Below are 26,967 nucleotides of genomic sequence, written 5' to 3' on the forward strand. Positions count from 1 at the left end.
TTTCGAAATGAATAATCAGTGTAAAAACCGCCTATATCTGATGTCACTATGTCCTTTTTCCGCCTTTGGTCATATATATACTGATGAGGAAATCTTTTATCGGAAGGTGTGAAAATAGTGAAGATCATGCTAGATGCTGGGCATGGCTACAACACCCCGGGTAAGCGAAGTCCTGATGGTATGAGAGAATATGAGTTTAACAGGGCTGTGGCGAATTATGCCAAACAGCTGCTGGCAGACTATAAGAATGTCACAGTGTATTTTTCTCATTCCGATCAGCGAGATGTGTCATTGAAGGCCAGGACAGATAAGGCAAACAGCCTGAATGTGGATATATTTGTTTCGATTCATGCCAATGCTTTTGGCGGAGGCGGCTGGAGCAACGTCGGCGGTATTGAAACATTTGTCTATCCAACCAGACCGCCTGTGGCTTATCAGTTAGCCCAAAAGATTCAGCGCACTCTTGTCATCTCAACGGGTCTCGATAACCGTGGTGTAAAAACAGCCGATTTCCATGTCCTGAGGGAAACGAAAATGGATGCCGTGTTAGTGGAATGTGGATTCATGACTAACCGCAATGAAATTAAATTGCTTCGTTCTGAAACATATCGCAGAACAATTGCAGAAGGCATTGTTAAAGCATTGGCAGAGCAATTCAAACTGCAGAGGAAGGCAAATGCCGCTCCTGCACCTGCACCCACTCCGCCACCAGCCAAATCCCCTGCGGCAGCCAAGAAAGACGGACTATATAAGGTCCAGGCAGGAGCATTTGAAAATGAGGAAAACGCCAAAGAGCTTGCCGAACGTTTAAGGAAAGCCGGCTTTGATGTCTATATTGATAATGAATAGCTAATGGCCGGCACATATTTGTGCCGGCCTTTTTCCTAGTCTTTTGATTCTCTTAAAAACGTGTTCTGGATGATCAAGTTTGCGACTGACATGATGATCGCCGTAAGCAGCGCCATGCCAAAACTGGATATCTCAAATGAACTCCCCATTAAACTATCCGTCAGCATCAGTGTGATCGCATTGATGACAAACAAGAATAGTCCCAGGCTGAGCACCGTTACAGGCAGTGTCAGCAATATCAAGATCGGCTTAACGAGAACATTCAATATCGAGAGAATGAAACTGGCTCCTAAAGCGGCGCCAAAACCAGATAGATAAATTTCATTCTCGAAATAACCAGCAAGAGCCATGAAGAGAACTGCGTTAATGACAATTCCTAACAACCATCTCATTTTTTAATACCCTTCCCCGTTTGGCAGCACAAACACAAGCACAAGGTAAATCATGGCCATTGGAAAGAATGCCGTGCTGAACGTCAAGATAACAAACAATATGCGTATCAGCGAGGGACTCATCCCAAAGGATTCAGCCATTCCTCCGAGCACCCCTGCCAGCATTCGATTTTTACGTGAGCGGGTTAATCTCATTTCATATCACCCTTCCTATCTCAACAATACTAATGGATTATTTTTTTTACTGCAATTGAGCCGGTTTTGGTATCTGCATGCAGCCTGACAGCTTTTCGGCCTGAATCAGCTGGCTTGAAGCGAAGATTTTTTTGAACCATGTCGCTCTTCTCCTCAACAACCTGGATGCCGTCGAGTTCGATCGTAAAGCCGCCAAGGTTTGACTTCAGCTCGCCACTCGCTGGCGTCTTCTCCGGAAGGAAGACTTCGATGCTTCCAGTAGTCGCCTTCACTTCCACACTTTCGCAATCATTATTATTTACAGTGCAAGTCACGTTTCCGTTGAAAGATTGAAGATCGACATTGTCAAAAGAGCCATCAGCCTTGATTGCTCCATTGATCGTTTCAGCCTCAAGGTCCTTGATTGCGCTTCTGGAGATGTTGATTGTCCCATTCGCTGTTTCTGTTTCCAGCTTGCCGCACTCAAGATTTCCAAGCACAACTTTCCCGTTTGCAGTCTTTGCCCGGCAATCCTTCACTGTTAAGTTTTCACCTTCAATGGATCCATTAAACAAGCGGATTCGAACATTTTCATATTCTTCTTTCGGAATATGGATGACCGCATCAACCTTCATCCACTTCTGCTGCACTGAAAAACGGAGCTTCTGATTTTCGATTGTGAACATGGCGTCTTCTAAAAACTTCTTGCGCGCTTCATCCTGGTTTTCGACACGATACACTTTCGCGCTGCACTCGATACGCACATCCTTTTGTTCCCACGGCACGACCTTCACCGACCCATTGGCCATATCAATATCCACCTGGTTCAAATAAGCATCGCCCTGCTGGAAAATGTGAGAGATATCCACGGACTGGCCAAAATTAAGATCCAAATCGAAATCCTTTATTTTCTTGAAAGCTGAATCGACAAAATCCAGAACCTTATCTTTCATAGAGTTAAATTTGTAAGTATTAAAGTCTTCCTTTTTAAACTCTTCTTTCTTCGCTTCTTCATACTTTACGTCCGTTGACAGATACGTAGAGTTTTCCTGCTGCGGCGTTTTTCCCTGTTCCAGCTGCTCGATTAAGAATAAAGCTTCATCAACCGTCATTTTCCCTTCTTCAACAAGCTTGAGAATCCGTTTCCGTTCTTCCTTCATAAGGTTATCCCCCTCATTTTATATTCAGTACTTTTATCCCTTTAACCAGGTTCCAAATCAATACAATGAAACTCAATATTACCATCAATATTGCGCTGCTAAACATAAGCACCGGGAAGTCTCCCGTTCCTCCGCTCATATCGATGAATACGGCAATAATAATAAGCGGCAGTGGGATCAGCGGAATCAGATGCGACAGCAGCGCCTTCTTCGCATGAACCTTTACATCCTCATCCTCTGATGCAAAATAAGCAACAAGAGGAAACAATATACCAGCAAACATAATACTAAAATAGCACAAAGCAGACAGAATCCTTTTCGTATCCATCCTCTTCATCTCCTTAAAAATTAATACGCTCGGGAACCTGAGAAGTTTCATTTCTTTATGAAAATAGTTCGACAAATTGTCATGTAACCCCTTGTAAAAAACAAGTTCCTGCTGGTGAAAGTTGTGTGAATAAGGGATATGGGGGATTTCCTTAGGTTTTAGCGGCAGAGCAAATTGCGGCTTCGCTTCATTAGTGACCTCTTTTTCCATTTCCTTGTTATTTCGGGCGCCAATAAGCTTCATTGGTGACCTCCTTTTCCACTTTCTTGCAGTTTAGGGCGTCAATGGGCTTCATTGGTGACTTCTTTTCCCATTTTCACGCAGTTTGGGGCACCAATGGGCTTCGTTGAAAGAATACTTTTACCTTAATTCATTACCTGGAAAAATTATTCTCTTACTCAACCCCATTAATTGCACGACAAATCATGATAATTGCTCGAAGATATGTGTTAATTGCACGGTTGTTGATCATAATTGCACCGATAGTCATCATAATTGCACCATTTACCTAATATTGGAATAAAAGGCCACTCCACAAAAAAGAAAAACCCTTCCTGATGGGAAGGGCTATGCATTGCTTGTGCTTTTTTCTTTTTCCTCGATTTGTTCTTTCATCCGCTGTCTGTCTCGTTCCAAAATAGGCTTCAGGTACCTGCCTGTATAGGAGTCCTCAACCTCGGCGATTTTTTCCGGTGTTCCGGTGGCAACGATTGTACCGCCGCGGTCACCGCCTTCGGGTCCGAGGTCGACGATGTAGTCGGCGGCTTTGATGACATCGAGATTGTGCTCAATTACGAGTACGGTGTCGCCATTTTCAACGAGACGCTGCAGGACTGTCAGCAGACGGGCAATGTCATCGACATGCAAGCCGGTTGTTGGCTCGTCCAAAATATACAGAGAACGGCCGGTGGAACGGCGGTGCAGCTCGGATGCCAGCTTGACGCGCTGCGCTTCCCCTCCGGAAAGGGTCGTCGCTGGCTGGCCAAGTGTGATATAGCCGAGTCCGACATCGTATATCGTCTGCAGCTTGCGGGCGATTTTCGGGATATTAGCAAAGAATTCAACCGCTGCCTCAACTGTCATATCAAGGATATCGGAAATGTTTTTGCCTTTATACTTAACCTCCAGTGTTTCGCGGTTGTAGCGTTTGCCGTGGCACACTTCACATGGGACGTACACATCCGGCAGGAAGTGCATCTCGATTTTAATGATTCCATCACCGCGGCATGCTTCACAACGTCCACCTTTTACATTGAAGCTAAAGCGTCCCTTTTTATAGCCGCGGACCTTTGCTTCGTTGGTCGATGCGAACACATCGCGGATATCATCAAACACGCCAGTATAGGTAGCAGGGTTTGATCTTGGTGTACGGCCGATTGGAGACTGGTCAATATCGATGACCTTATCAAGATGGTCGACGCCCTTGATCTCCCTGAATTCACCTGGCTTGCTTTTTGCCCGGTGAATCTTCATCGCGAGCGATTTGTGCAGGATCTCATTGATCAGTGTGCTTTTACCGGAACCGGAAACACCTGTCACGGCCATGAAGGTTCCAAGCGGGAACTTCACATTGACATTTTTAAGATTGTTTTCCTTGGCGCCTTTGATTTCGATATAACGGCCATCCGGTTTGCGGCGCTCAATTGGCAGCGGGATGAACTTTTTACCTGACAAGTACTGACCTGTCAGTGAGTTTGGATCATCCATAACCTCTGCTGGGGTTCCCTGGGAGATGATTTCACCACCATGGACACCTGCTCCAGGACCGATATCAATCAGGTGGTCCGCCGCGAGCATCGTATCTTCGTCATGCTCAACGACAATCAGCGTATTGCCAATGTCTCGCATGTTTTTCAGCGTATCGATCAGTCTGTCATTGTCGCGCTGATGAAGACCAATGGATGGCTCATCAAGGATATACAAGACACCAGTGAGGCGTGAGCCAATTTGGGTTGCCAGCCTGATCCGCTGGGCCTCACCACCGGATAGCGTTCCAGCCGCGCGGCTCATCGTCAGGTAATCCAACCCAACATTGATCAAGAAGCCAAGACGTTCCGTAATCTCACGGAAAATCATATTAGCAATCTTCATTTCTTTTTCCGAAAGCTCAAGACTCTGGAAAAATTGGTGTGCTTCCTCTACCGACAATGCCGTCACTTCACCGATATGGCGGCCGTCAACAAGAACAGCTAGCGTTTCACGCTTCAGCCTGTATCCTTTACAAGTTGGGCAGGCATGCTCGCCCATATACTTTTCCATCTGCTCGCGGATATAATCAGATCCTGTTTCCTTATAGCGGCGCTCTATATTTTTAAGGACACCCTCGAAAACAATATAGTTTTCACGAACCTGGCCCCAGTCATTTTCATAGCGGAAATAAATCCGGTCTTTGTCTGAGCCGTAAAGGATTTTATCCATTTCGTGATCTTGGAGGTCTTTTACCGGTACGTCCATATCGATTCCATAATGATTGCAGATCGCCTCAAGAAGTTGCGGGTAATACTGTGAGCTTGTCGGTTCCCACGGAGCGATTGCATGCTGTTTTAATGAAAGCTCCTTGTTCGGAACGACTAAATCAACGTCTACCTCCAGCTTAGCACCGAGACCGTCACATTCAGGGCATGCGCCAAATGGGCTGTTGAATGAGAACATCCGGGGCTCAAGCTCGCCGATCGAGAAGCCGCAAATCGGGCAGGCATGGTTTTCGCTGAACATCAATTCTTCTTCCCCGATTACATCAATCAGCACATTGCCGTCCCCTAATTTGAGCGCGGCTTCCAACGAATCCGCCAATCGGGCAGCAATCCCTTCCTTGACGACAATCCGGTCGATGACAACTTCAATCGAATGCTTCTTGTTTTTCTCCAGCTCAATTTCGTCTCCGAGGTCATACATCTCACCGTCAATACGGACACGGACATAGCCTTGTTTTTTCACATCTTCAAGAACTTTGACGTGTGTCCCCTTCCTTCCGGAAACAAGCGGAGCAAGGATCTGCAGCTTTGTCCTTTCAGGATATTCGAGCACACGGTCGACCATCTGCTCGATTGTCTGCGATGAAATCTCTATATTATGCACCGGGCAGGTTGGCCGTCCCACCCTAGCGAATAGCAAACGCAAATAATCATAAATCTCTGTCACCGTACCAACTGTTGAACGGGGATTTCGGCTCGTCGTTTTCTGGTCGATCGATATCGCCGGGGACAATCCTTCAATTGAATCTACGTCCGGCTTGTCCATCTGGCCGAGGAACTGGCGAGCGTAGGCAGACAATGATTCTACATAACGGCGCTGCCCTTCAGCATAGATGGTGTCGAACGCCAGCGAGGACTTTCCTGAACCGGAAAGTCCTGTCAGCACGACAAGCTTATCTCTCGGAATGGTGACATCTATATTTTTCAAGTTATGAGCTCTGGCGCCCTTAACTATCAGTTTATCCATAGCCATGTTATCGTCATCCTTCCGCTTTTAACTCAAGAATGAGGTCACGCAACTCGGCTGCCCGTTCGAAATTGAGAGCCTTTGCCGCATCCTTCATTTCTCTTTCCATATTGAATATTACCTGCTCGCGCTCTTTCTTTGTGAGCTTCTTCATACCCTCTGACGGATTGTAGTCTTCTTGTTCCTCTGCAGCCATCGTTGCGCGAATCACATCGCGAATCTCCTTCTGGATGGTCTGGGGTGTGATGCCATGTTTTTCATTATATGCTTCCTGGATGGCACGGCGGCGCGTCGTCTCACCGATCGCCAGCTCCATCGAGTTCGTCATCTTGTCTGCATACATGATGACATGCCCGCGTTCATTCCTGGCTGCACGGCCCATTGTCTGGATGAGTGATCTTTCAGAACGGAGGAAGCCTTCCTTATCGGCATCGAGAATGGCCACGAGTGAAACTTCAGGAATATCAAGTCCTTCTCTTAGCAGATTGATTCCGACGAGAACATCATATTTGCCAAGCCGCAGCTCGCGGATGATTTCAATCCGTTCCAGGGTTTTGATTTCAGAGTGTAAATACTGCACTTTTATGCCAATTTCCTTCAAATAATCGGTCAGGTCCTCGGACATCTTTTTCGTTAATGTCGTGATCAGCACTCGTTCATTACGGTTGGCTCGTTCCTGGATTTCGCCAATCAGGTCGTCAATCTGGCCCTCAATTGGTCGTACATCGATGGTCGGATCAAGCAAACCTGTCGGACGGATGATCTGCTGTACCATTTCTGGAGTGTGCTCCAATTCATATGGACCAGGTGTAGCTGATACAAAGACTGCCTGATTAATATGTTTCTCAAATTCAGGAAATGTGAGCGGACGATTATCCATTGCCGACGGCAGGCGGAAACCGTGGTCAACCAGCACCTGTTTTCGAGCCTGGTCTCCATTAAACATTCCCCTTATTTGCGGCAATGTAACATGCGACTCATCAACAACAATCAAAAAGTCATCCGGGAAGTAATCAAGCAAAGTATATGGAGTCGCACCAGCAGGTCTTAAGGTCAGATGGCGCGAATAGTTTTCGATGCCGGAGCAGAAGCCCATCTCACGCATCATCTCAAGGTCATACCTTGTGCGCTGTTCGAGCCTTTGTGCCTCAAGAAGCTTTTCTTCGGCGCGCATTACTTCCAGTCGCTCTTCCAGCTCTTTTTCGATGTTCTCGATCGCAACCCTCAGCTTTTCCTCACGGGTTACGAAGTGGGAAGCTGGGAAAATCGCTACATGGTCACGTTCGCCGATGATCTCGCCAGTCAGCGCATCAACCTCACGGATCCGGTCAATCTCATCGCCAAAGAACTCGACCCTCATGCAATGCTCGTCACGTGAGACCGGGAAAATCTCGACGACATCGCCGCGGACACGGAACGTCCCGCGTTTGAAGTCGATATCATTTCGTTCATACTGGATATCGACCAGCTTGTGGAGCAGCTTGTTCCGCTCAATTTCCATACCTGTCCGGAGTGACACGACCATGTCGCGGTATTCATCCGGATTACCGAGACCGTAAATGCAGGAAACACTGGCAATGATGATGACATCCTTGCGCTCGAATAGCGACGATGTAGCCGAGTGGCGCAGCTTGTCAATCTCATCATTGATGCTCGCGTCCTTTTCAATGAATGTATCCGTCTGCGGCACGTAAGCCTCTGGCTGATAGTAATCATAGTAACTGACGAAATACTCAACCGCGTTGTTCGGGAAAAATTCCTTGAACTCGCTGTACAGCTGGCCGGCAAGGGTTTTATTATGGGCGATGACAAGCGTCGGCTTGTTCACTTCCTTGATCACATTGGAAATCGTGAACGTCTTCCCTGTTCCTGTCGCGCCAAGAAGCGTCTGATGCTTCTTGTTATCGCGAATTCCTTGTACCAGCTCTTTAATTGCCGCAGGCTGGTCTCCCTGCGGAGAATACTTCGAGACTAATTCAAATTGGTCCTTCACAGAAAAGCCTCCTGTAATTTAAATTTCTAGGCTCTTTTCGTAAACTTAGTCGCATTCTTTGATTCAGAAACTTTTTCAAAAAGAGCTTTCCTATATATAAGCCTTACATAGTTGTCAAAAAGTCATATCCTCATTCTACCACAAAGAAGGGAAAACAAACCAACAAAACGCGAACAAACATTCGAATTAGTTTCTAAGTTTTATAAGGTGATGCTGGAGATTGTCGAATCCTCGTTAATCAAACGTTTGATTGAAGTGGACTTATTCCTTTTACAATAAGAAAAACCCGCCGGACACAATCCGACAGGCTTACTTTTTAAATTATGACTGCTTCTTGTTGCGCTTCATCATCCTGTTAGCAAAATAGAAACCGACAGTCAATGAAAAGGCATCGACGACAATCAGCAGGAAGGAATCTGTATACCCTTTATAAACAGAAGCCGCAATCAACGCAACCGTCAATACGAGCGCAAGGATGTGGTTATAGGCAACCCTTGTGAAAAACACAACCATGAAACCAGGCAGGAACAGTGCGGACAAATATTTCAGCACCAATTGATTAAACACCTCATTCAGAGAAATAACGAAAATTTAGAATCATCTTTTTAAAATATAACTTTTTTAGAGGCTGGTTACAAGAAACATCCTCTTAAAAGAAGTTTGTTTTCGCATTGATTGTTGCTTTTACTAAATCAGCATAAAAAAAGGCTGTTTCCGTAAAGAGTGTTGTTAAAATGAGAAAAGAGCATGCAAATTTAATACCGACCTACAAAATGGGGATATATTACGTTAAAATCGGCTTTAGGAGAATGGCAACGTTACCTCCAATTTTGTATTTAAAAGCAACAAAGTTTGAGAAAAGAGCCTAAAAGAAAAAGCATGCGGATGCATGCTCATTATTTATATATTCACTTCACTTAAAACCTTGGTCGCCCAGTCACTCGCCTCGCCATAGAGCCTGAATAGCTCTTCCACCGGCATAGTGGTTGGATTGAAGGTCAGCTCCACATCTTCGTGAAAGGCGTGTTCGATGTCTTTTAAAAATTGGAGCATGACGTATTCGTCGTTCTTTTCACCGGATAAGGCATCTTTCAGCTCATTGCTTAACGGCAGGTCTTTTAGCAGTTCCTCCATCGGATGGTGCAGTAAGGAATCCATCAAGGAAAACATACCAAGCAGGAAGTATTTTGACGCCAGCACTTCTCTGCCTACCTTCCTGCCGATCAATTCGCCTAGTTTCCCGCGCTTTAGCGATAGCTCGATGATTTCCCGTTCCTTGGTACCGCCCGAACCTTTGTCGGCTCCCCTGATCGCCAAAACATAAATCCATTTTTTGATTTCATTGAGTCCTAATAGAATGATGGCTTGCTTTATGGAGGAAACCTCATTCCTTGGCCTGAAAACCGGGTTATTGATCAGCCTCAGAAGTTTATAGGAAAGAGAAATATCCTTTTCGATAACGTCCTTAATCTTTTCAAGATCAGGCTCTGGACTCTCGATTTCTTTTAAAATCTGAAAATACGAATGATAGTAGGATGGGATATCATAGCTGTTCAGGATCACAGGTTTGCTAAAATAAAAACCCTGGAAATAGACGAATCCGTCTTCTTTTGCCTCAATGTACTCTTCAATCGTTTCGACTTTTTCAGCAAGAAACTGAATGTTATGCTCCTTAATAAAACGGATCATTTCCTGCCTGTCACTTCGGCTTGTCGTCCGGAAATCAATCTTGATAATATCTACATAATCTAAAATTCGAACAGTCAAGTCGTTCCACTGCGAAACAAAGAAATCGTCAAGCGCAATCGTGTATCCATGCTCCTTCAGTTCTTTGCAAATCCCCAGGATGTCTTCATTCAGCTCCACAGTTTCCAGGATCTCGACAACGATGGATAAGGGATTGAAATAGGAAGGCACACCCAGTTTTAATAGTTTATCAGTAAAATTGATAAAACAAGGCTTGCCATTCGATAATTCTTTGATACCAATATTCAAGAAACTATTTACGATTACATCTGTTGTAGCCTGGTCCCCATCAGTGTGCTGATAATTATTGACCGAGCTGTTCCTGTATAGCAATTCATAAGCAACTGTCTTTTCATTTATATCAAATATAGGCTGCCTCGCAACATAAGTATCCATAAAGACTCCTCCCGCGGACGTGAGACGATATTTCTGTAAATATTAAACAATACTATTGTAGGAAAAATATACTATTATTTTACAAGTATTACAAGAGTCTAAAGTATTTACCATATATTGCAGGCTTTTTCATAATAAATTCATTCAGTGAGGCGTTTGATTTTTTTACGGATGGACTCTCTTGTCCGCCCGAGCATATCAGAGATCTCTGCCAGCGTTTTTCCGCAGCAGTACCATTCAAGGACGAGATTTTCTTCGTGCTTGGTCCATGCTTTGTAATTCGTTACTTGCCGTGGAATTTTACGTTCTTCTGCTACCCAATAGGGTTCAGGAGGAAGTGCGTCAGGTTCGAGCTTGGAAAAGTCAATTTTATGGCGGTTTTTTTCTGCCCACGCCCAAAAATCATCGGTGTTGATAAATGTGAATTTCTTCTTGCTGCGGGTAATCCGCAGATGGGAATCCAGGTCATGATTAAGAATCCACTGCATGACGGTATTTCGGTCAATCTTGAGGACTTTAGCAAGTTCTCCTGCTGTAAGCATTCCTGTGTAGGATTTTGTGTGGGAGAGCCCTAATCTCGTAATCTTCACTTCTAGGGCAGTGATACTGCGGTTCAGCCTTCTGGCAATAGTAGATAATGATTGGCTGCCAAGCTGGTCTTTGATCATCTGTAAATCTTCAGGTGCGTACTTCATTTTAGAGCTCAACCATCCTTTTATCCAAAATTACTACTTCTTTTTTTCGCTTGGCTAATTAAACCACATTTAATGCTCAAGAAGAATACTAGCTACGGTATAAATTCTACTTTCCCAACAACAAATTACACAGGTATATTCTTCCACATAGGACTACTCAGTACTTTCGATACATTCCATAGGAATTAGGAAAAGTGTAGTCAAAACCAAATTGTTCATACAGCTTGTTAGCCGGGGCATCCGCAATCAGACTCACATACGAGCCTTCATATGTATGCTGATCAAGGTACTTCATAAGCCCCCTCAACACCAGTTTTCCAAGCCCCTTCCCCTGATAGGCAGGCTTAACGGCGATATCGACTACTTGAAAAAATGAGCCACCATCACCAATGATCCGGCCCATCGCCACCAACGTCGACTCATCATAAACAGTAACAGAAAACAATGAATTCTGCAGTCCGATTTCCGCCGCCTCCTGCGATTTCCCGCTCATTCCTGCTTCAAGACGAAGATTGATATAGTCTAAGGGGCTCGGGGGATCGTATGAAACATTAAAATCGGTCATTCTGTTCAACACCTTTTTGTATAATACCTAACAATTCTTCCAGCTCCTCGATGGTAAAATCCGCTTCCGCACTATGCCAATAGTCATCTCGCTTCCAAATCCCAATCATTCCAGCCCTTTTGGACGCTGTCACATCATTTTCAGGATGGTCACCTACAAATATACTGCCAGCTGCTGATACCGAAAGAGCTTCCATCCCCTTCTGGAAGATTCGGGAATCTGGCTTCCTCAATCCCACTGCTTCCGAGATCTTGATGGAATCAAAGTAACCCTCGATTCCCAAAGCTTTTATATTGGCCATCTGGAATTGGGTTTTGCCATTCGAAATGATGCCCAGCTTCATACCCATTTGCTTTAGTTGCCCAAGAACCTCATGCAGGTTTTGGAATCCCGCACACGAATGCTTGAAATTTGTTATGTAATCTTCTAACAGCTCTTCCCATGTCAGGTCCACTACGTTAAATTCCTTTAAAAGCTGCCTGTATACTTTGTCCTTCCATACGTACCCGCGGGCATCCAATTCAATAAATCTATTTTTATAACGCTGCTTGTCTATCCCTTTCAATTCAGTCTTATAGCGTTCGTACTTTTCATCAATAAATTTTATAAGAGATGTCTCGCGGTCCAGCAAGGTTCCGTCAAAATCAAAAAAGATTGCTTCTATTTGGCTCAACCAAATTCCCCCTCTTTAAAAAGAATGGATCTTTACGAATAATCGTTGATTTCTGTACAATGGATGGTTTCTGGATTAGAGCCTATTTTTTAGTTACCGTTTTTGACTTCTTGAGCGATTTTCGGGTAATGCAGGGCTCCTGCTTTTACCGTTTTTCTCTTCTAGGGCGATTTTCGGGCAATGCAGAGCTCCTGCTTTTACCGTGTTTCTCTTCTAAGGCGAATTTCAGGCAAATGCAGGGCTCCTGCTTAAAAAAGAACAGGCCATTTCGGCCTGTTCTCATTCTACCTTATTTTAGAAAAGCGTTATAGTAACGCGTCATAGCAACTGCAAAGTCACCGCGTGTATTTTTTACAGATGGGTTGAAGCTTGCTGTTACCTTTGGTTTCAGATCATAAGGACCTTGTGTCACAGCGAATTTTGCATTGAGGATATTCAGGTCCAGAGCCACCTGGACATAGCCTTTCAAATGGTCAGGAACTTCTGTTGCGTCTGAGATTGCAATTCTTTCGTCATTATACTGGACTGTCAGCTGTCCGTCGAATTCCTCTGCTTCCTTTTGCAGACCTAATGATTGAACCAGTGAGTATGCCAGTTCCGCGCGGGTTACGCCATCCTTAGGGGAGAATTTGCCGTTTGCTGCTGTCAAAATGACCCCTTTCTGGATATGGTGTTGATCACGGAAGGAAGCTCCTTTTGCCGTTGCTGCTTCAACAAATGGAAGGTCTGAGCTTGATACATCAGAAAAGCTCGGCACTGCCGGCAATGACTGCTTAATCTCAGCACCCATCACCAAGTATTTTGCCAGCTCTGCTCTTGTTAAAAGCCCATCAGGTTTGAAGGCTCCATTCGAGAAGCCGTCGAATAATCGTTCACTCACGCCCATTTTTATCGCATCTGCTGCCGGGTGGCCGGCAATATCGTTCAATCCGGAAAAACCGCTGACCTTTGTGAAGGCCATTTCTCCCTTTACCGTTTCAGGCAAAGCCAGGCCAAGTGGATTCGCATCAGCGCCGCGAAGTCCGCGGATTTCAGCCTTCCATGCACCAGGTGCCGGAGAAGTCACCGATACTGTGCGATCATAGTAGAGCGGGAACAGCAGGCTGACACCCGAGCTGTATTCTGTGCCATCCGGAGCGATCAGCACAAGGTTGATCGGATTGCCCGTTTGTTCCATGAGACCTGCTCCATTTACTTTTGCCATAAGGCTGGACATTCCTTCTGCGACTGTGAATTCATATTGATTGTCAGAGATAAATGTAAGCGGGTTGTAATCAACCGAAAATTCCTTGCGTTCTGTTGAAGATTCAACATTGCTATAGAAGGTCTGGGTTGAATTTAACGTCGAACCATAAGCCGTATCGTTGAACGCTTTATCAATTGCACCATAAGCATTCACATATCCTGCGCCGACTTCCCATGTTTCATAGCCTGGCATATTCGTAGCGGTCCGTTCAAGGATCTGCTTGACTTCAGCAGGAGATAATAATGGATTGGCTTCAAGCATTAAGGCAACGATACCCGCAACATGCGGAGTCGCCATCGAAGTTCCGCTCATTGTTGTGTAGTACGGTAGGTAAGCCGGTTCGATTGTTTCGGCATCCTGGTCTGCTGCAAGGCTTGATACAGGTGCGAGGACTCTTGTTGATACAATATCGACTCCAGGAGCCGTTATGGTCGGCTCATCCTTCCACGTCCACTCCTTTCCATCCATTGTAAAAGTTCCGCCTACACCTTTCGTGCCTCTTGAAGAAAAATCAGCCAACGTTCCATCTTTGACTCCTGCAGCGACTGAAATGACCCATGGGGCTTTTGCGTATGGGTTATGTGTGTTTTCCCCGGGTCCTTCATTACCTGCCGCAAAAAGAACGGTAATTCCGCGTTCATGCGCTTTTTTGCTGGCAATATTGATCGGGTCGTTGGGATCGAAGTCTCCTGACGAACCCCATGAATTTGTGATGACACGAATATTGTACTGTGACTGATGGGTAATCGCGTAGTCGAAACCGCCGATGCCATCAAGGACGAACAACGCCGCTCCTGAACCGTAACCGATCAAGTCCGCACCCGGTGCAGCTCCTTCATATTTTCCGCCAGACATAGCGCCTGTTCCACCGACCGTGCCGGCTACATGTGTACCATGTCCAGAGTTTGTATCAGTGTTCGGTACGTTTTCCTGGTATGTGACCGGAAGCAAGCCTGGTGCAAGTGCATTCAGGTTTGTGGAGCCCATGACATTCTGGACAAGGTTTTTGCCCAATTCATGGTCTTTATGTGTTCCGTCAATTCCACTGTCGTTCACGACGACCCCAATTCCCTTTCCTGAAACAGGCAGGCCGCCGTTCGCTTTGCGGAAGCTGTCATCCGTCCTGGCTTTATCGACGCCAGTGATTGCAGTGGCATCAGCATTGAAGTAAGTAAGTTTTCTGTTCATGTAAATAGATTGAACTTCCGGATTTGCCGCAAGCTTTTCGATTTGCGTCTTTGTTGCAATGACTCCGGCAATAGGCAGTGATTTCATGCTAATCCCCGTTTCAATGCCGTGCGTTTTTAACAGCGAGAGCTGGGTGTTCGTAGGTGCACCATCGCCTTTAAAAGTAACAATAACCTCGAGTGAGCTTGCAGTGTCTAGCGCCTTGCTGACCAGCGGATCAATGACCGCCAGGCTGCTCGCCTTCCCCTGTGGTGCAGCAAATACCGGGAACATGAGCAACAAGGCTAACAGCAGATACATAAAACGTTTCATGATATTCTCCTCTCAATCTATAAAATTTTGAATATTCCTAACTTAATTATCATGAAATCACAGCTGTAAAACTATTCTTCAAAGGTTATAAAATCAAATTCCGGAATGTCTATTCTGGCATCGTACAAAAGTTATAGATGAGGTAGTGCTGATGTTTTTTTGATTAAGATTTTCCAAAATGATTGTATCGGTGGAGTTGAATTTTTGTATTTTCCGGACTCACAGTGATGTTATTTTGCTCTTTCAAATTTTATTGGCGGTTTTCACAATTTTATTGGCGAAAATAATGATATATTGGCGAAAAATAAATTTTATTGGCGATATTAAGCAGTTTATTCGCGAAAATCTATTTTTATTGGCGACTTGGAAATTTTCAATGATTTTTTCCAGTTCAAAAAGATAGCGAAGTTTTCCCAGCCAGAAAATGAACCGAATCCAAAGTCACTTCCTCCTTAAGAAGACCTTTTATAGAGTCAACTTCCCTTAAAAGCCTTTTACAGAGCCAATTTCTCCTTATAAAAGGCCATTTCCCTAGTTCGGATTTCCTCTTCCAAGTAAGAAAAGAGTTATCACACTTAATTCGCTAGTTTTTCACTTCAGCACTGCAAAAAATCCTTCGCGGCGGAGTAAAAATCTCCCTTGCCGGGGCAAGGGAGATCAACTAATCATCATTTTTTCTTTTTAAAAGCTGCATCGACCGCATTATAAGCATTCACGTAGCCAGCGCCGACTTCCCATACAGCATAATCCGGCATGGATGTTGCTGTTTTTTCGAGAATCGACTTTACTTCAGAAGGCGACAGCAATGGATTAGCTTCGAGCATCAAGGCGATGATTCCGCCGACATGCGGAGCAGCCATCGATGTTCCGCTCATCGTCGTGTAATAAGGCAGATATGCCGGCTCAATGTACTCAGCATCGGCAGTCGCACCAAGCAACACGAGCGGGCTGATGACTCTCGTCGAAATGATGTCGACTCCAGGTGAAGTCACTGTCGGCTGATCCATCCACTTCCATGTCTGGCCATCGACAGTTACTGTTCCTCCCCGTCCCTCTTCGCCGCGAGAAGAGAACTCAGCTAGCTTTCCGGACTTATCTCCAGCTGCTACTGTAACGACCCAAGGAGCTTTTTTATAATTTCCGGAAATCGTTTTAGCGTCCGGACCTGAATTCCCTGCAGAGAAAACCGTTACGATTCCACGATCATACAGTTTTTTCGTTGCGATATTAATAGGATTGTATGGATCAAAGTCTGTCCCGGCATCGCCTGTGTCTCCCCATGAATTCGTGATGACGCGGATATTGTACTGCTGCTGATGGGTCAGTGCATAATCAAAACCGCCAATAGTATCAAGCATCGCGACCGCCGCGCCTGATCCGTAGCCAATCAGGTTCGCGCCAGGTGCTACTCCTTCGTATTTTCCGCCTGACATTTCGCCAGTTCCGCCAACAATACCAGCGACATGCGTTCCATGGCCGGAGCTTGAATCGGTATTCGGAACATTTTCAACATAAGTTACTGGCAACAAGGTAGCATCAATCGCATTCAAGTTGGTCGAGCCCAATACATTTTGGACAAGATGGCTGCCAAATTCCAGGTCCCGATGCGTCCCGTCAACACCGCTGTCATTGATGACGACACCAATTCCCTTACCTGTCACCGGCAAGCCGCCATTCAACTTTCTCATTGTGTCATCTGTTCGAACCTGGTCAACTCCCGTGATATCTGTAGCTTCAGCATTTTCATATTCCAGCTTTTTATTAAGATAAATAGATACGACCTGATCACTTTGTGCAAGCTGATCAATCTGTGATTTTGTCGCGAGAATACCTGCGATTGGCAGGCTGTTCAGTGTCAAACCCTTCGTGATGCCAAGATTCTTCAGCAGATTCACCTGCTCCGGCAAGACCCCCTCATCACTTTTAAAAGTAACGATCGCTTCAACCGGGTTGATGGCCGTCAGTAAGGTTTTCGTCAGCTCGGAGTCAACCACAGCTTTGACAGGCTCGACTGCTTTTGTCGTCGTTCCAGGAACAATCGAAGCAAAGACCGTCGCGGCCATAAGAATAAATGATAAAAATGCAGCTTTAAACTTCATTCAATTTTTCAGCTCCTTAGCTATTTTTCTTAATATTCCCACAATATTTACATGAAAACCATTCTGCATTGTATTTAAAAAATAATATCCTCTGTACTAATCTTGGATACTACTAAAGTAGTATCCAAAAGAAAAAGAGCCCTCCAATGAGGACTCTTTTATGCTCCGCTTGATGTCGGCGGGATTGGGACGAGCTGGTGCTGGACGGCATGGATGACGACCTGGGAGCGGCTTTTGACGTTCAGCTTTTTGAAGATTTTGCTGACGTGGATTTTGACGGTTTTGTCGCTGATGAACAGGCGGTCGGCGATTTCTTTGTTGCTCAGGCCTTCGACGAGACAGAGCAGCACTTCCTTTTCACGCTCGGTCAAGGTTGTGTCCTCCTGCTTAGTTTCTTTTTGCTGATGGAAGGCGAGCAGCTTCCTTGTCATTGATGGATGGATGACCGATTCGCCCCGGGCGACGGTCCGGATTGCCTCGACGACCTGGTCGGAAGGCGCGTCTTTTAATAGATAGCCGTCCGCTCCTTCACGGATGGCCGACATGAAGTATTCCTCGTGGCTGTGCATTGTCAGCACAAGGATTTTGATATGTGGGTAGTTCTTTTTCAAAATACCAGTGACTTCAACACCATTTTTCATCGGCATGTTGATATCCATTAAGATCATATCCGGCTTGCAACTTTCCACCTTCAATAGCGCGTCGTCTCCGGATACAGCCTCACCGACGACTTCGATATCTTCTTCAACTGATATAATATTCCGCAGTCCGTCGCGGAGTACGGCATGGTCATCCACTAGCATGAGCCTGATCATTCGTGGTTTCCCCCTCGATTCCCATTCTAGGAACGGTGATGCTGACTTCCGTTCCTGAACCTTCCTTGCTGTCGATCTGCAGGGAGGCGTTGATTTTTTCAGCAGCATCGTTCATTTGCAAAATGCCGAAATGCGGCTGGTTCCTCGCCTTCAGCATCGCCTGGAACAGCGAGAACCCTTTTCCTTCATCCTTGATTTTCAACAGTATATGCTCAGTTTGATAGCTTAAGAGAACTTCTACCTTCGTAGCCTGCGAATGCTTGATGGCGTTGTGCAGGCTTTCCTGGAATGTGTCGAACAGAACTTTTTCGACCATCGGACTAAGCTCCTGCTCCTGCCCCCTGATCTCGAATTCGATATCCTGCGGGTATTCCTTCTGGACAGCTTCGATTTTTCTTAAAATTGCTTCAGCCAGTGTCGCTTTTTGAGTCGGATACGGGCGCAATTCATAAATTGATTCGCGTACTTCTTTCAGGCTCTCCCTCAGGCCAATGACACTCTCGTCCACAAGCTTCCTTGTTTCTTCAGGGTTTTTAGTGAACTTCTTTCCCGCCGTTTCCAGCTTCATGACTGCCCCGGCAAGCGTCTGGGCCACACCGTCATGGATGTCGCGGGCAATCCGGTTCCGTTCCTCAAGGACAATCACCTTTTCTTTTTCGGTAAAAAGCATCCGAGTCTTGATGATGACGGCCAGCTGGTTGGCAAGCGTCGCAATCGATTGGACATCGTGGTCCTCGAAGCTTTTCGTCCGGCTTCTGGCGATGATGAACATCCCGATTGTTTCGTTCTCGATGACAAGCGGCGAGTAGACAAACGCCTTCACGTCTTCCTCAAAACAGGCAGCGGCAACACCGCCATCCTTTTTGCGATCATTAAAAACCACTGGGCTGCGCATTCCATCAAATTCAGATAACGCCTCTGGCGGCAACTCGCAATTCGATACTGTCCTGCCATCTTTGAAGCTAAGCTCCCATTCGCCATCTTTTTTGATCCATAATAAACTTGCCTCTGCACCAATCAATTCATTGAAGCTCCCTCGTAAAGCTGAAAGCCAGTCCTGTGAAGGCAGCATCTGATTCAACTCAGAGGTGATCGAAAAAAGAAGCTTCAAACGGTTCTTTTCTCTTTTCAGCCTGGCAATCGTCGCGCTCAGCAGGGAAATCCCGACAAGCGGCGAGAAAAAGAAGAAGTAAGCAAAGACATCGATCTCCCCGCGATTTTGGCTGCCAACGACATACAGGGTAATTCCGTAAATCAAGGAAATACCCGCACTATTCAGTTCCGTGAGACTCTTTTGCTTCCACATTTTAAAAGAATAATGCTGCGGCCTGATGATGAGAACGAGGTCGACAATCAGGTTGTTGACCAGAACATAGACTGCCAGCAGGAAAATATAACCTAACATACCCTCTATAATCGGAGTGAGTGCCAGCTTTTCCAGGAGAGGTTCTGTTAGAGGCAGCAACATCGCGGCAGCGTAAAAACTGATCACGAGCTGGGCGGGGTTGAACAGTACCGTCCGGAGTGGCCTTCTATGGATGAGGTTCACAATCAGGACAGCGGCCGCATAAGCAATCGCAGTGTGGGGAAATCCATACAGCAAAAATAACACGTAGACTACCGGGAATGTGATCGCTGTATGCCCTCTCCAAACCGGCATTGGATAGTACTCGCTAATAAGCAGGAATAAAAATAAAAGTGCTAAAACAACCGGTTCGCTGGGGAGTTCCAATTTTACTAGAGAGAGAAGGATGAGCAGCCAGCCAATCAATGATACCGAGTTCATGAACAACTTTGCAGACTTTTCCCTTCTCTGTGAAAGTACCTGATCCAAACAGCTACCTCCTCCTGAGTTTAGAATTTTCAGTTAATTAATTTTATCGCGGGAGTGCTCAAAACACAAATAAAACCCACTCACTGGCCGAATGGGGATACCACTAGCCAATGAATGGGCCAAACTCATGAAGAGTTTTGTTGAACACTATTATGGCAAAATTTTCGCGCGCAGACTATTCATCAAACGGGGTATTTTTATAGTACGAAAGTGTTATAGCGAGTTGCCCCTAAATCCCTCGATTGTTCCTGACCATTTCCTTTTGCTTAAAAAAGTCGCTTAAAGCCTTATTGATCATCGCCACACTTAAGGCGGTCAGAGTGAAGAACAGGATCGGCACATAGACGATCCATTCATGCGCGAGCATAAAACGTTTGTTCACCCCTATTAAACCAGACCATTCCTGGGTCACCGAGGTTGGCGGATCGCCGTCCCCGATGATGGTGCCGCCAAACAGGATGATCATGACGCCAAGATGGACAAGAAGTGTCAGCACCTGCAGAAACTGCTGGCCGAACATCAAGACCCACTCCTCGTACAGCTGTGGCAGGACATGTTTGAAGTATATATGCCGTTTGCTCCCGCCCAGCGTGATTGCCGATTCAATGAACTCTTCTCTCCACACCCTGCGCTTTTGCTCAATCAACTGAACAGTCAGAGCCGGCAGCGCGATTAAAATCAAGATGATGAATTCATACAACGCCCTGACCCAAAAAGGATGATGGAAGCCATCGATTGTATAAATGACCACTGTGCTCAAAAGGAAATACGAAATCAGCGTTTGCGGAAAAAATGACAATGGCTCAGAGATTGCTTTTATCAGATTGAAGATCCGTTCTGGAACACGGAATAAAAAGTAACTGAGCAGGATTGATAAAACCATCCTGAAAAAAGCAACGACAATGACGATGCCAATTGAATATTTCGCCCCTTCGATCACCGTGTGAAGCATGTCATAGCCATACATATCCGAGCCAAAAAGGAAGACATCGAACGGCGGGTATGGAGGGGACTTCTCCAGGGTCCCATCTTCATTATAGAATAGCGGTGCCTGTCTGATTTCCCCGTCATTGAAAACAGTGTTCAAAATGCTCAATGTCAGCAGGATGGTCAGGAATGAAGCACCGAATATGAATTTTTTCGTTTTCAATAATCTGGTCATATCGATAACCTTCTAAAATCTATTAGTCTATAAATCATGAAAAACGGTGTAAAAAATAGAATGCAGCTGAACACGAACAACTCGATCGATATATGCTTGATATTGAACAGCATTAACCCGTCCAGGTTAAATATATACTCGACCATTACAAGCGTGGAAAGCATCATCCAGATGATCGTTTTAAAATGTCCGAGCAAATCCTGCCTGATATTGCGGATTACGTGGATATTCAGCATATACAGATACGATAATCCTTTTGCCTTAGCGAAGGTGATGTACTGTTTATCCAATTCCTCAAAAATTTTAAGGACCATGATCTGTGTCAAAAAAAGAAAAATCGGCAGGCTAAGGCTGATGAGCGGCAGCAGGAACGCCCGGTTTTCACTCCCAAGCGAAACGGTCTGAATAAACTTCACGCCAAATGTCTTGTAGCTCCAGATTACGATTGCCTGTAGCAGGAACATCCACAAAACATCAGGGACAGAGCGGATGATTTCTATAAAACTTAAAATATAGTCTTTTTTCTTTTCAAAAAAGAGGACGATCAAATAAGAAAGCAAGAATGCAATGGCCAACGCCGTCAAAAAGGCAATGCCCAATGTCTTCATCGAGTAGAAGAAGCGTTCCATCACCGCCGGCAGCATCTCGCGCTCGCCATTGTAAGTCAAATTGCTTAAAGTGAAAATTTTAACAGTCAATTCCCTGACAGTATGAAAATAGCCCTCACTGTCAAAATTTAAATCCCTCATAAGGACTGGAAGACTTCCAACTAGAATAAACAGAAGCACACCGGCTATGTACTGCAAAATAACAGTTATGAACCTTATTGAACTTTTTACCACCATAACGAATCCCCTCAACCTCTACCCTTAGTCCTTAAAATTATAATTGAGTTTTCTGATTGTTTCCAGTTTTTTCATGTCGGATGCTTAAGTGGTAGAACACAATGATCATCGTCTGGGATAGCAGGTAGATCGGGAATGACCAATACATTTTATAGCCTTTGTCAAAATGGTACAGGCCAACCTTCAGCCCAACCCACTCCAGCAGCAACGAGAATGCCGACCACAATACGATATAAGGAATGGTTTTGAGCCGCCTAATGTTCCATTTCACGTAAAAATAGAGAAAGAAATAACCGTAAGGGCCATACATGATATAGCTAAGGAAATCGATGAACTGATAGGATGAGTTGTCGTTGACGTCATAAAAATCCCAGGGTATGATTGAGATGGTATGGTCGTAAAACAAGCCTATGTAGATGCCGAAAATATAATACCCGACACTCTCCAGCTTGCTGAAAATTTTTGGGGCGAACCATATGGCCAGGTTCGTAACGATGATGCTGATAATCACGAACCATTCATTTTCATTGAACGCAGTATCATAAACTTTCATTTTGACGATTCTCCAATGTCTGTATAAATGATACCAGCTTTAAAACCCCTACTGCCGAAAGCAGAAAGCCGGCATTCAATAAAATCGTATAGAAAAAGTTCCACTTAACATAAGTGAAGATTTGGAATTGCACAGCCAGCTCATGCATGGCAAGCATGATTACCAATGAGATCAAGAAGGCCGCTATTTTATAAAATAGCGTTTTTGCTCGTACATAATAATTTGCAAAAAGCACGGTGACCATCGGTGTCAGCACGTCCCGGCATAGAATCAAGCAAACAAACAGCCAATCATCCTCAGTCATTTTAAAAAGATGCCATTCCATCGCAAAAACCGTCACGCATTGGCGCGTAATGATTGCGACACCCATGAAGACCATCGCGTTCTGGAGGAAATTCAGCGGTTTTTGTACATGATAAGCGAAATGCAGCAGCAATATTGTAATCGTTATGTAAATGGAAAGAGCCATAAAAACATCCTTAAGTAAAAGTTTCACACTCCTTACTTTGTCCTTCTTCTAGCATACTAACCGTTAGAATGTAAAATAAGCATACAGCCTTGAACTGTATGCTTGTGGTCAATAATTATTGGCGCAGGCAGACATGTTTTCTTTTGTAGTTTGTGGGTGGCAGTGCGATTCTGGATCTGGAGCTTTTTCAAGTGCCATCCATTTTCCGCGCTTGAACTGGATCGCCAGGACAACGGCACGGAATGCAATGTCAGCGCCAATCGCAATCCAGACGCCCGCAAGTCCCCAGCCCAGCTTGATTCCGAGAACATAGACAAGGACAGTTCGTACAGCCCACATCCCGAATCCTGTCAGGTACATCGGGAACTTGGTGTTGTTCGCACCCTGGAATGCGCCTGTCAGCACCATCAATACAGCCAGAAATGGCTGGAACACTCCTGAGATTTTCAGTGCAGTCCCTATATTGTTGATAACCTGTTGATCTTCGGTAAAAAAGCTGCCTGCCCAGTCCCCGAGGAAAAAGAGCAGAGCACCGAGCACAGTCATTGAGCCGACTGTGAGATATGTCGATAATCTGGCATAGTGTTTAGCCTCCTCAAGATTTCCGGCTCCGATTTGCTGGCCGACGAGAATTGTCGCAGCCGTCGCAAAACCATATCCGATCATATAGGAAAAAACCTCGACGTTGCCAGCAATTTGATGTGCTGCAAAAGCGTTGGTCCCAAGGGCTACAACAAAACCAAAATAGACGATCTGTCCGGCGCGCATGACCAACCTCTCCCCTGCTGCTGGAGCTCCCAGCGTTGTCAACTCCATCAAATGAGTCTTGTCAATACTCCAGTAATCCTTGCGGAAGGTAAGAGTTTCTTTACGATTCACATAGTAAAACAAGGCAATGCTGCCGATTAGCCGTGAGAATACCGTTGCCAATGCGGCTCCGACAATGCCCATTTCCGGTATGAACAAAAACCCGAAGATTAGTACGTAATCCAAAACAGCATTGACAATATTGATGACAATACTGACCTTCATCGGTGACTTAGTATCTCCAGCACCACGCAGGATAGCGCTTAAAACGAACATAAAACTCATCACTATGGACGGAATCCCGACAATCCTAAAATAAAGGGCTCCTGCCTCGAGAACTTCCGCTTCTATACCCATCAGTTTCAGGAGCGGCTCTGCAAAAATCAATGTTATGATTCCTGTTAAAATACCAAAAATCACAGCCAGGACGATGGATTGCTGTGAAATATGCCGTGCTTTTTCCGGCAGGTTCGCACCAAGGAAGTTCGCGATCCTGACATTGGCCGCAACCCCGATTGCCATGAACAAAGCAAAATAGATAGCCAGTACAGCATTGGTAACACCAACTGCAGAGACCTCGGCTAACCCAATTTTCGAGACAAAATAGGTGTCAACAAAACCGAGGATCGTCTGGAAGAAGTTCTCGATTACTGCCGGTACAGCCAGCACTGTAATGATTTTAAGACGTCCTTTATTCGTTTGCGGCATGCTTACTTTACCTTCAATGACTTTATCCTTCAACACATCCAACCTCCTTTACTGAAGAACTAAAACAAAAGCACACCATAACAGTGTGCTTGCATTCCCTGCTCAGAATGATGTCCATGATTCTCATGCATTGTACCGCCGACCTGGCTGCTGTCTCCATGTAAACCGTCTTGCAGTGAATGGCTATGATGGCTGCCACTACCATGTTCCGGTTCACGATTCATCTTCTCGACCCCGATTTATAAATTATTCTTCCATCATATGGCTGAAATGATTCACTACCTTTTTTTGTTCATCAGGTGTACCGAGAGGCGTTACGTCCGCTTCATTTTCTTTAAGGTACTCTGTAACCATATTAAGGAGCTGCACTTGCTGGAGAGCCATTTCAATATGTGTTTGCTTAACTTTCGGATCCTTCATTTTAAGAGCGGAGACGAAGTTATCCTTTGCCATTGCCTCAGTAGAAGCCTTGATTTCCATCGCAATATGCCTGTCCATTTTTTGAGTGCCTCTCGATGTCGTTTCGAGTTGGCTCTGCGGGAGCTCATCGAAATCAGGAAGCTTCTCGAATTCACTTTTATCTGTATCAAGCATGTCCATCATGATTCGCACATGGCTTCTCATGATTCCTACTTTTCTATTAAGCAACTCAAGTAATTTTTCATCCTTTGCTTCTTTTGCCAGAAGCTTCACCTTCATGATCATGCCGTCATGGGCGGGTAAGTGGGATGTGATTAACCCTAAATCAGAAGCTGGTAGTAACATATAAATATTCCTCCTATTTATTCGTTTTATTAAATAACAACTACCACTTTCAGGGAAGCCTAAACTCCATAGAAAATGCATATTTAGCTGATACGGTTTATTTTGTTTGCAAGATAAATATAGTGCTTATAAAATACAGTGCGAGGTATATAGAATGTAAATAAAGCAGCTTGAGAAAAATAACGAGGACACCAAAGGAGGGCGCAAAAAGTTGAAAAAGATTGGCATAGCAGCAATCATCATTCTTGTATTAGTCATAGCCGGTGGCTGGTTTTTCATGAGAAGCATGGGCGGTATGGGCGGAAATATGCCCGGTCAGGGCGGTGGCATGATGAACGGCGGAGGTATGGGAAATGGCGGCATGATGGGAGGCGGTTCCGGGCAGGTTGAGGATATGAAGAATGACTCTATCGCAGAGGGAGAAAAACCCCTGCCAATCCCGCCAATGCTGGAAGATGAGAACCCCGACCCTGGCAAAGCAGAATTTACTCTTGTTGCGCAAAAAGGATCTGTGGAATTTTTAAAAGGGAAAGCAACAGACACATTCGGCTACAACGGGGACTATTTAGGACCGGTTATTCGTGTGAAGAAGGGCGACGATGTGTCCGTTAAGGTAAAAAATGAGTTGGATGAAGCAACAACAATTCACTGGCATGGACTCGAAGTGGATGGCGAGGATGATGGCGGACCGCATAGCGGAATCCAGCCGGATACTACCTGGAACCCTGAATTTACGATCGAACAAAATGCAGCCACGTTGTGGTACCACCCGCACCTGCTTCATAAAACAGGTGAACATGTATACAAAGGGCTTGCCGGGTTATTTTTAATCGATGATGAAGAAAGCGAGAAACTGGACCTGCCAGATGAATATGGCGTGAATGATATTCCGTTGATTGTCCAGGATAAGCAGCTCGATGAAAATGGCCAGTTTGACTATGATTTGAGCATGCACGATGTGATGATGGGACTTCAGGGTGACACGATTATGGTCAATGGAGCCATCAACCCATATGTTGAGGTTCCGAAAGGCAAGGTTCGCTTCAGGCTGCTGAATGGCTCGAATGCGCGGATCTATCAGTTCGCTTTAAGCAATGGTCAGGAATTCTACCAGATTGGTACGGATGGCGGGCTTTTGGAAGAACCGGTGAAAATGGATCGCCTAGTGTTGAGTTCAGCAGAGCGTGCAGAGCTAATTGTTGATTTTTCCGATTATGAAGAGGGAGAAACCGTCGAGCTGACTGACCAGGGTATGTCGTTCATGAAGTTTGTCGTGACTGGCGAGGAGAAAGGGCCAAAAGATATCCCAACCCAATTGGTTGACATACCTGAAGTGGACGAATCAATGGCTGCAAGGACAAGAGAGTTTGTCATGTCTGGGATGGGCCGAAATGTCACCATCAATGGCAAACAAATGGATATGGACCGGATTGACGAGCAGCTCAAACTTCATGATACAGAGATTTGGGAAATTTCGAACGAAGGCATGGGGATGATGGGAAACAATATGGGGATGGCCCACCCATTCCACGGGCACGGAACACAATTCCTGATTCTCGACCGCGATGGCAACCCTCCGCCTGCAAACGAACGCGGGTGGAAGGATACGATTCTGGTTGAGCCAGGTGAAAAAGTCCGGGCAATCGCGACATTTGATCACAAAGGATTGTTCATGTACCACTGCCACATCCTCGAGCATGAGGATGCCGGAATGATGGGACAGTTTAATGTAGAATAGATGGCATTTAGGCT

At 45.3% G+C, this 26,967-nt stretch carries 24 protein-coding genes; 2 read left to right on the forward strand and 22 right to left on the reverse strand.

The annotated features are described in order from the left end of the window. Window positions 1-126: 126 nt before the first annotated feature. Window positions 127-849, forward strand: a complete 723-nt coding sequence (locus AC0VX7_RS21325) for an N-acetylmuramoyl-L-alanine amidase (RefSeq protein ID WP_286181193.1) — start codon at window positions 127-129, stop codon at window positions 847-849. 35 nt (window positions 850-884) lie between these two features. On the opposite strand, the gene AC0VX7_RS21330 is transcribed toward AC0VX7_RS21325, so the two are convergent. The 22 genes from AC0VX7_RS21330 to AC0VX7_RS21435 all read right to left on the reverse strand — a co-directional run bounded on the left by AC0VX7_RS21330 (window position 885) and on the right by AC0VX7_RS21435 (window position 25,215). Further along, window positions 885-1,241, reverse strand: coding sequence for a phage holin family protein (locus AC0VX7_RS21330; RefSeq protein ID WP_023613901.1), 357 nt, complete (start codon window positions 1,239-1,241; stop codon window positions 885-887). A gap of 3 nt (window positions 1,242-1,244) precedes the next feature. Beyond that, window positions 1,245-1,436, reverse strand: a complete 192-nt coding sequence (locus AC0VX7_RS21335; protein ID WP_215036138.1) for a PspC domain-containing protein — start codon at window positions 1,434-1,436, stop codon at window positions 1,245-1,247. 29 nt (window positions 1,437-1,465) lie between these two features. Further along, on the reverse strand, window positions 1,466-2,575 hold the full coding sequence (locus AC0VX7_RS21340; protein ID WP_475425799.1) for a DUF4097 family beta strand repeat-containing protein: 1,110 nt from the start codon (window positions 2,573-2,575) through the stop codon (window positions 1,466-1,468). Window positions 2,576-2,588: 13 nt separating this feature from the next. Beyond that, complete coding sequence (locus tag AC0VX7_RS21345; RefSeq protein WP_475425800.1) at window positions 2,589-3,146, reverse strand: magnetosome magnetite crystal formation protein family; 558 nt, start codon at window positions 3,144-3,146, stop codon at window positions 2,589-2,591. A gap of 324 nt (window positions 3,147-3,470) precedes the next feature. Beyond that, complete coding sequence (uvrA, locus tag AC0VX7_RS21350; protein ID WP_475425801.1) at window positions 3,471-6,350, reverse strand: excinuclease ABC subunit UvrA; 2,880 nt, start codon at window positions 6,348-6,350, stop codon at window positions 3,471-3,473. A 7-nt stretch (window positions 6,351-6,357) separates the two neighbouring features. Further along, window positions 6,358-8,337 carry an excinuclease ABC subunit UvrB gene (gene uvrB, locus AC0VX7_RS21355; protein WP_475425802.1) on the reverse strand — a complete coding sequence of 660 codons (1,980 nt, stop codon included), beginning with the start codon at window positions 8,335-8,337 and terminating at the stop codon, window positions 6,358-6,360. 321 nt (window positions 8,338-8,658) lie between these two features. Continuing rightward, a complete protein-coding gene (locus AC0VX7_RS21360; protein ID WP_192470023.1) occupies window positions 8,659-8,892 on the reverse strand; it encodes a CsbA family protein in 234 nt (77 codons plus the stop codon). A gap of 345 nt (window positions 8,893-9,237) precedes the next feature. Further along, a complete protein-coding gene (locus AC0VX7_RS21365) occupies window positions 9,238-10,479 on the reverse strand; it encodes an EAL and HDOD domain-containing protein (protein ID WP_475425803.1) in 1,242 nt (413 codons plus the stop codon). A gap of 140 nt (window positions 10,480-10,619) precedes the next feature. Next, entirely contained in the window at window positions 10,620-11,186 is a 567-nt protein-coding gene (locus AC0VX7_RS21370; RefSeq protein WP_475425804.1) for a helix-turn-helix domain-containing protein, read from the reverse strand. Window positions 11,187-11,331: 145 nt separating this feature from the next. Beyond that, the gene (locus AC0VX7_RS21375) at window positions 11,332-11,739 is read right to left on the reverse strand and encodes a GNAT family N-acetyltransferase (RefSeq protein WP_475425805.1); all 408 of its coding nucleotides are present in this window, start codon (window positions 11,737-11,739) and stop codon (window positions 11,332-11,334) included. Further along, window positions 11,726-12,412: an HAD family hydrolase gene (locus tag AC0VX7_RS21380; RefSeq protein ID WP_475425806.1), complete on the reverse strand. Its 687-nt coding sequence runs from the start codon at window positions 12,410-12,412 to the stop codon at window positions 11,726-11,728. The genes AC0VX7_RS21375 and AC0VX7_RS21380 overlap by 14 nt, the downstream gene beginning before the upstream one ends. 289 nt (window positions 12,413-12,701) lie before the next feature. After that, a complete protein-coding gene (locus tag AC0VX7_RS21385; RefSeq protein WP_475425807.1) occupies window positions 12,702-15,158 on the reverse strand; it encodes a S8 family serine peptidase in 2,457 nt (818 codons plus the stop codon). Between the two features lie 668 nt (window positions 15,159-15,826). After that, entirely contained in the window at window positions 15,827-17,257 is a 1,431-nt protein-coding gene (locus AC0VX7_RS21390) for a S8 family serine peptidase (RefSeq protein ID WP_475425808.1), read from the reverse strand. Window positions 17,258-17,415: 158 nt separating this feature from the next. Further along, complete coding sequence (locus tag AC0VX7_RS21395; protein ID WP_475425809.1) at window positions 17,416-18,072, reverse strand: response regulator; 657 nt, start codon at window positions 18,070-18,072, stop codon at window positions 17,416-17,418. Further along, window positions 18,047-19,906 (reverse strand): GAF domain-containing sensor histidine kinase, encoded by a 1,860-nt coding sequence (locus AC0VX7_RS21400; RefSeq protein ID WP_475425810.1) that lies wholly within the window; start codon window positions 19,904-19,906, stop codon window positions 18,047-18,049. The genes AC0VX7_RS21395 and AC0VX7_RS21400 overlap by 26 nt, the downstream gene beginning before the upstream one ends. 229 nt (window positions 19,907-20,135) lie before the next feature. After that, entirely contained in the window at window positions 20,136-21,068 is a 933-nt protein-coding gene (locus tag AC0VX7_RS21405; RefSeq protein ID WP_475425811.1) for a peptide ABC transporter permease, read from the reverse strand. Further along, a complete protein-coding gene (locus AC0VX7_RS21410; protein ID WP_475425812.1) occupies window positions 21,065-21,913 on the reverse strand; it encodes an ABC transporter permease subunit in 849 nt (282 codons plus the stop codon). The genes AC0VX7_RS21405 and AC0VX7_RS21410 overlap by 4 nt, the downstream gene beginning before the upstream one ends. Before the next feature lie 37 nt (window positions 21,914-21,950). Beyond that, window positions 21,951-22,466 (reverse strand): hypothetical protein, encoded by a 516-nt coding sequence (locus tag AC0VX7_RS21415; RefSeq protein ID WP_475425813.1) that lies wholly within the window; start codon window positions 22,464-22,466, stop codon window positions 21,951-21,953. After that, entirely contained in the window at window positions 22,453-22,935 is a 483-nt protein-coding gene (locus tag AC0VX7_RS21420) for a hypothetical protein (protein ID WP_475425814.1), read from the reverse strand. The genes AC0VX7_RS21415 and AC0VX7_RS21420 overlap by 14 nt, the downstream gene beginning before the upstream one ends. 108 nt (window positions 22,936-23,043) lie before the next feature. Then, window positions 23,044-24,450 carry an MATE family efflux transporter gene (locus tag AC0VX7_RS21425; RefSeq protein WP_475428216.1) on the reverse strand — a complete coding sequence of 469 codons (1,407 nt, stop codon included), beginning with the start codon at window positions 24,448-24,450 and terminating at the stop codon, window positions 23,044-23,046. A gap of 59 nt (window positions 24,451-24,509) precedes the next feature. Next, window positions 24,510-24,674, reverse strand: coding sequence for a hypothetical protein (locus tag AC0VX7_RS21430; RefSeq protein WP_475425815.1), 165 nt, complete (start codon window positions 24,672-24,674; stop codon window positions 24,510-24,512). Window positions 24,675-24,696: 22 nt separating this feature from the next. After that, a complete protein-coding gene (locus AC0VX7_RS21435; protein ID WP_475425816.1) occupies window positions 24,697-25,215 on the reverse strand; it encodes a hypothetical protein in 519 nt (172 codons plus the stop codon). Window positions 25,216-25,426: 211 nt separating this feature from the next. Between AC0VX7_RS21435 and AC0VX7_RS21440 the strand changes: the two genes are divergently transcribed. Continuing rightward, complete coding sequence (locus AC0VX7_RS21440; protein ID WP_475425817.1) at window positions 25,427-26,953, forward strand: multicopper oxidase family protein; 1,527 nt, start codon at window positions 25,427-25,429, stop codon at window positions 26,951-26,953. The last annotated feature ends 14 nt before the right edge of the window (window positions 26,954-26,967 follow it).

This window comes from Mesobacillus sp. QJM3NY_10, from assembly GCF_056173465.1.

Excerpts from the sequence above, each read along its gene's own strand:
- AC0VX7_RS21325 (WP_286181193.1), top strand. The coding sequence starts at position 127 with ATGCTAGATGCTGGGCATGGCTACAACACCCCGGGTAAGCGAAGTCCT.
- AC0VX7_RS21330 (WP_023613901.1), bottom strand. The coding sequence starts at position 1,241 with ATGAGATGGTTGTTAGGAATTGTCATTAACGCAGTTCTCTTCATGGCT.
- AC0VX7_RS21335 (WP_215036138.1), bottom strand. The coding sequence starts at position 1,436 with ATGAGATTAACCCGCTCACGTAAAAATCGAATGCTGGCAGGGGTGCTC.
- AC0VX7_RS21340 (WP_475425799.1), bottom strand. The coding sequence starts at position 2,575 with ATGAAGGAAGAACGGAAACGGATTCTCAAGCTTGTTGAAGAAGGGAAA.
- AC0VX7_RS21345 (WP_475425800.1), bottom strand. The coding sequence starts at position 3,146 with ATGAAGCTTATTGGCGCCCGAAATAACAAGGAAATGGAAAAAGAGGTC.
- uvrA (WP_475425801.1), bottom strand. The coding sequence starts at position 6,350 with ATGGCTATGGATAAACTGATAGTTAAGGGCGCCAGAGCTCATAACTTG.
- AC0VX7_RS21365 (WP_475425803.1), bottom strand. The coding sequence starts at position 10,479 with ATGGATACTTATGTTGCGAGGCAGCCTATATTTGATATAAATGAAAAG.
- AC0VX7_RS21375 (WP_475425805.1), bottom strand. The coding sequence starts at position 11,739 with ATGACCGATTTTAATGTTTCATACGATCCCCCGAGCCCCTTAGACTAT.
- AC0VX7_RS21385 (WP_475425807.1), bottom strand. The coding sequence starts at position 15,158 with ATGAAACGTTTTATGTATCTGCTGTTAGCCTTGTTGCTCATGTTCCCG.
- AC0VX7_RS21390 (WP_475425808.1), bottom strand. The coding sequence starts at position 17,257 with ATGAAGTTTAAAGCTGCATTTTTATCATTTATTCTTATGGCCGCGACG.
- AC0VX7_RS21395 (WP_475425809.1), bottom strand. The coding sequence starts at position 18,072 with ATGATCAGGCTCATGCTAGTGGATGACCATGCCGTACTCCGCGACGGA.
- AC0VX7_RS21405 (WP_475425811.1), bottom strand. The coding sequence starts at position 21,068 with ATGACCAGATTATTGAAAACGAAAAAATTCATATTCGGTGCTTCATTC.
- AC0VX7_RS21410 (WP_475425812.1), bottom strand. The coding sequence starts at position 21,913 with ATGGTGGTAAAAAGTTCAATAAGGTTCATAACTGTTATTTTGCAGTAC.
- AC0VX7_RS21415 (WP_475425813.1), bottom strand. The coding sequence starts at position 22,466 with ATGAAAGTTTATGATACTGCGTTCAATGAAAATGAATGGTTCGTGATT.
- AC0VX7_RS21420 (WP_475425814.1), bottom strand. The coding sequence starts at position 22,935 with ATGGCTCTTTCCATTTACATAACGATTACAATATTGCTGCTGCATTTC.
- AC0VX7_RS21425 (WP_475428216.1), bottom strand. The coding sequence starts at position 24,450 with ATGCCGCAAACGAATAAAGGACGTCTTAAAATCATTACAGTGCTGGCT.
- AC0VX7_RS21430 (WP_475425815.1), bottom strand. The coding sequence starts at position 24,674 with ATGAATCGTGAACCGGAACATGGTAGTGGCAGCCATCATAGCCATTCA.
- AC0VX7_RS21435 (WP_475425816.1), bottom strand. The coding sequence starts at position 25,215 with ATGTTACTACCAGCTTCTGATTTAGGGTTAATCACATCCCACTTACCC.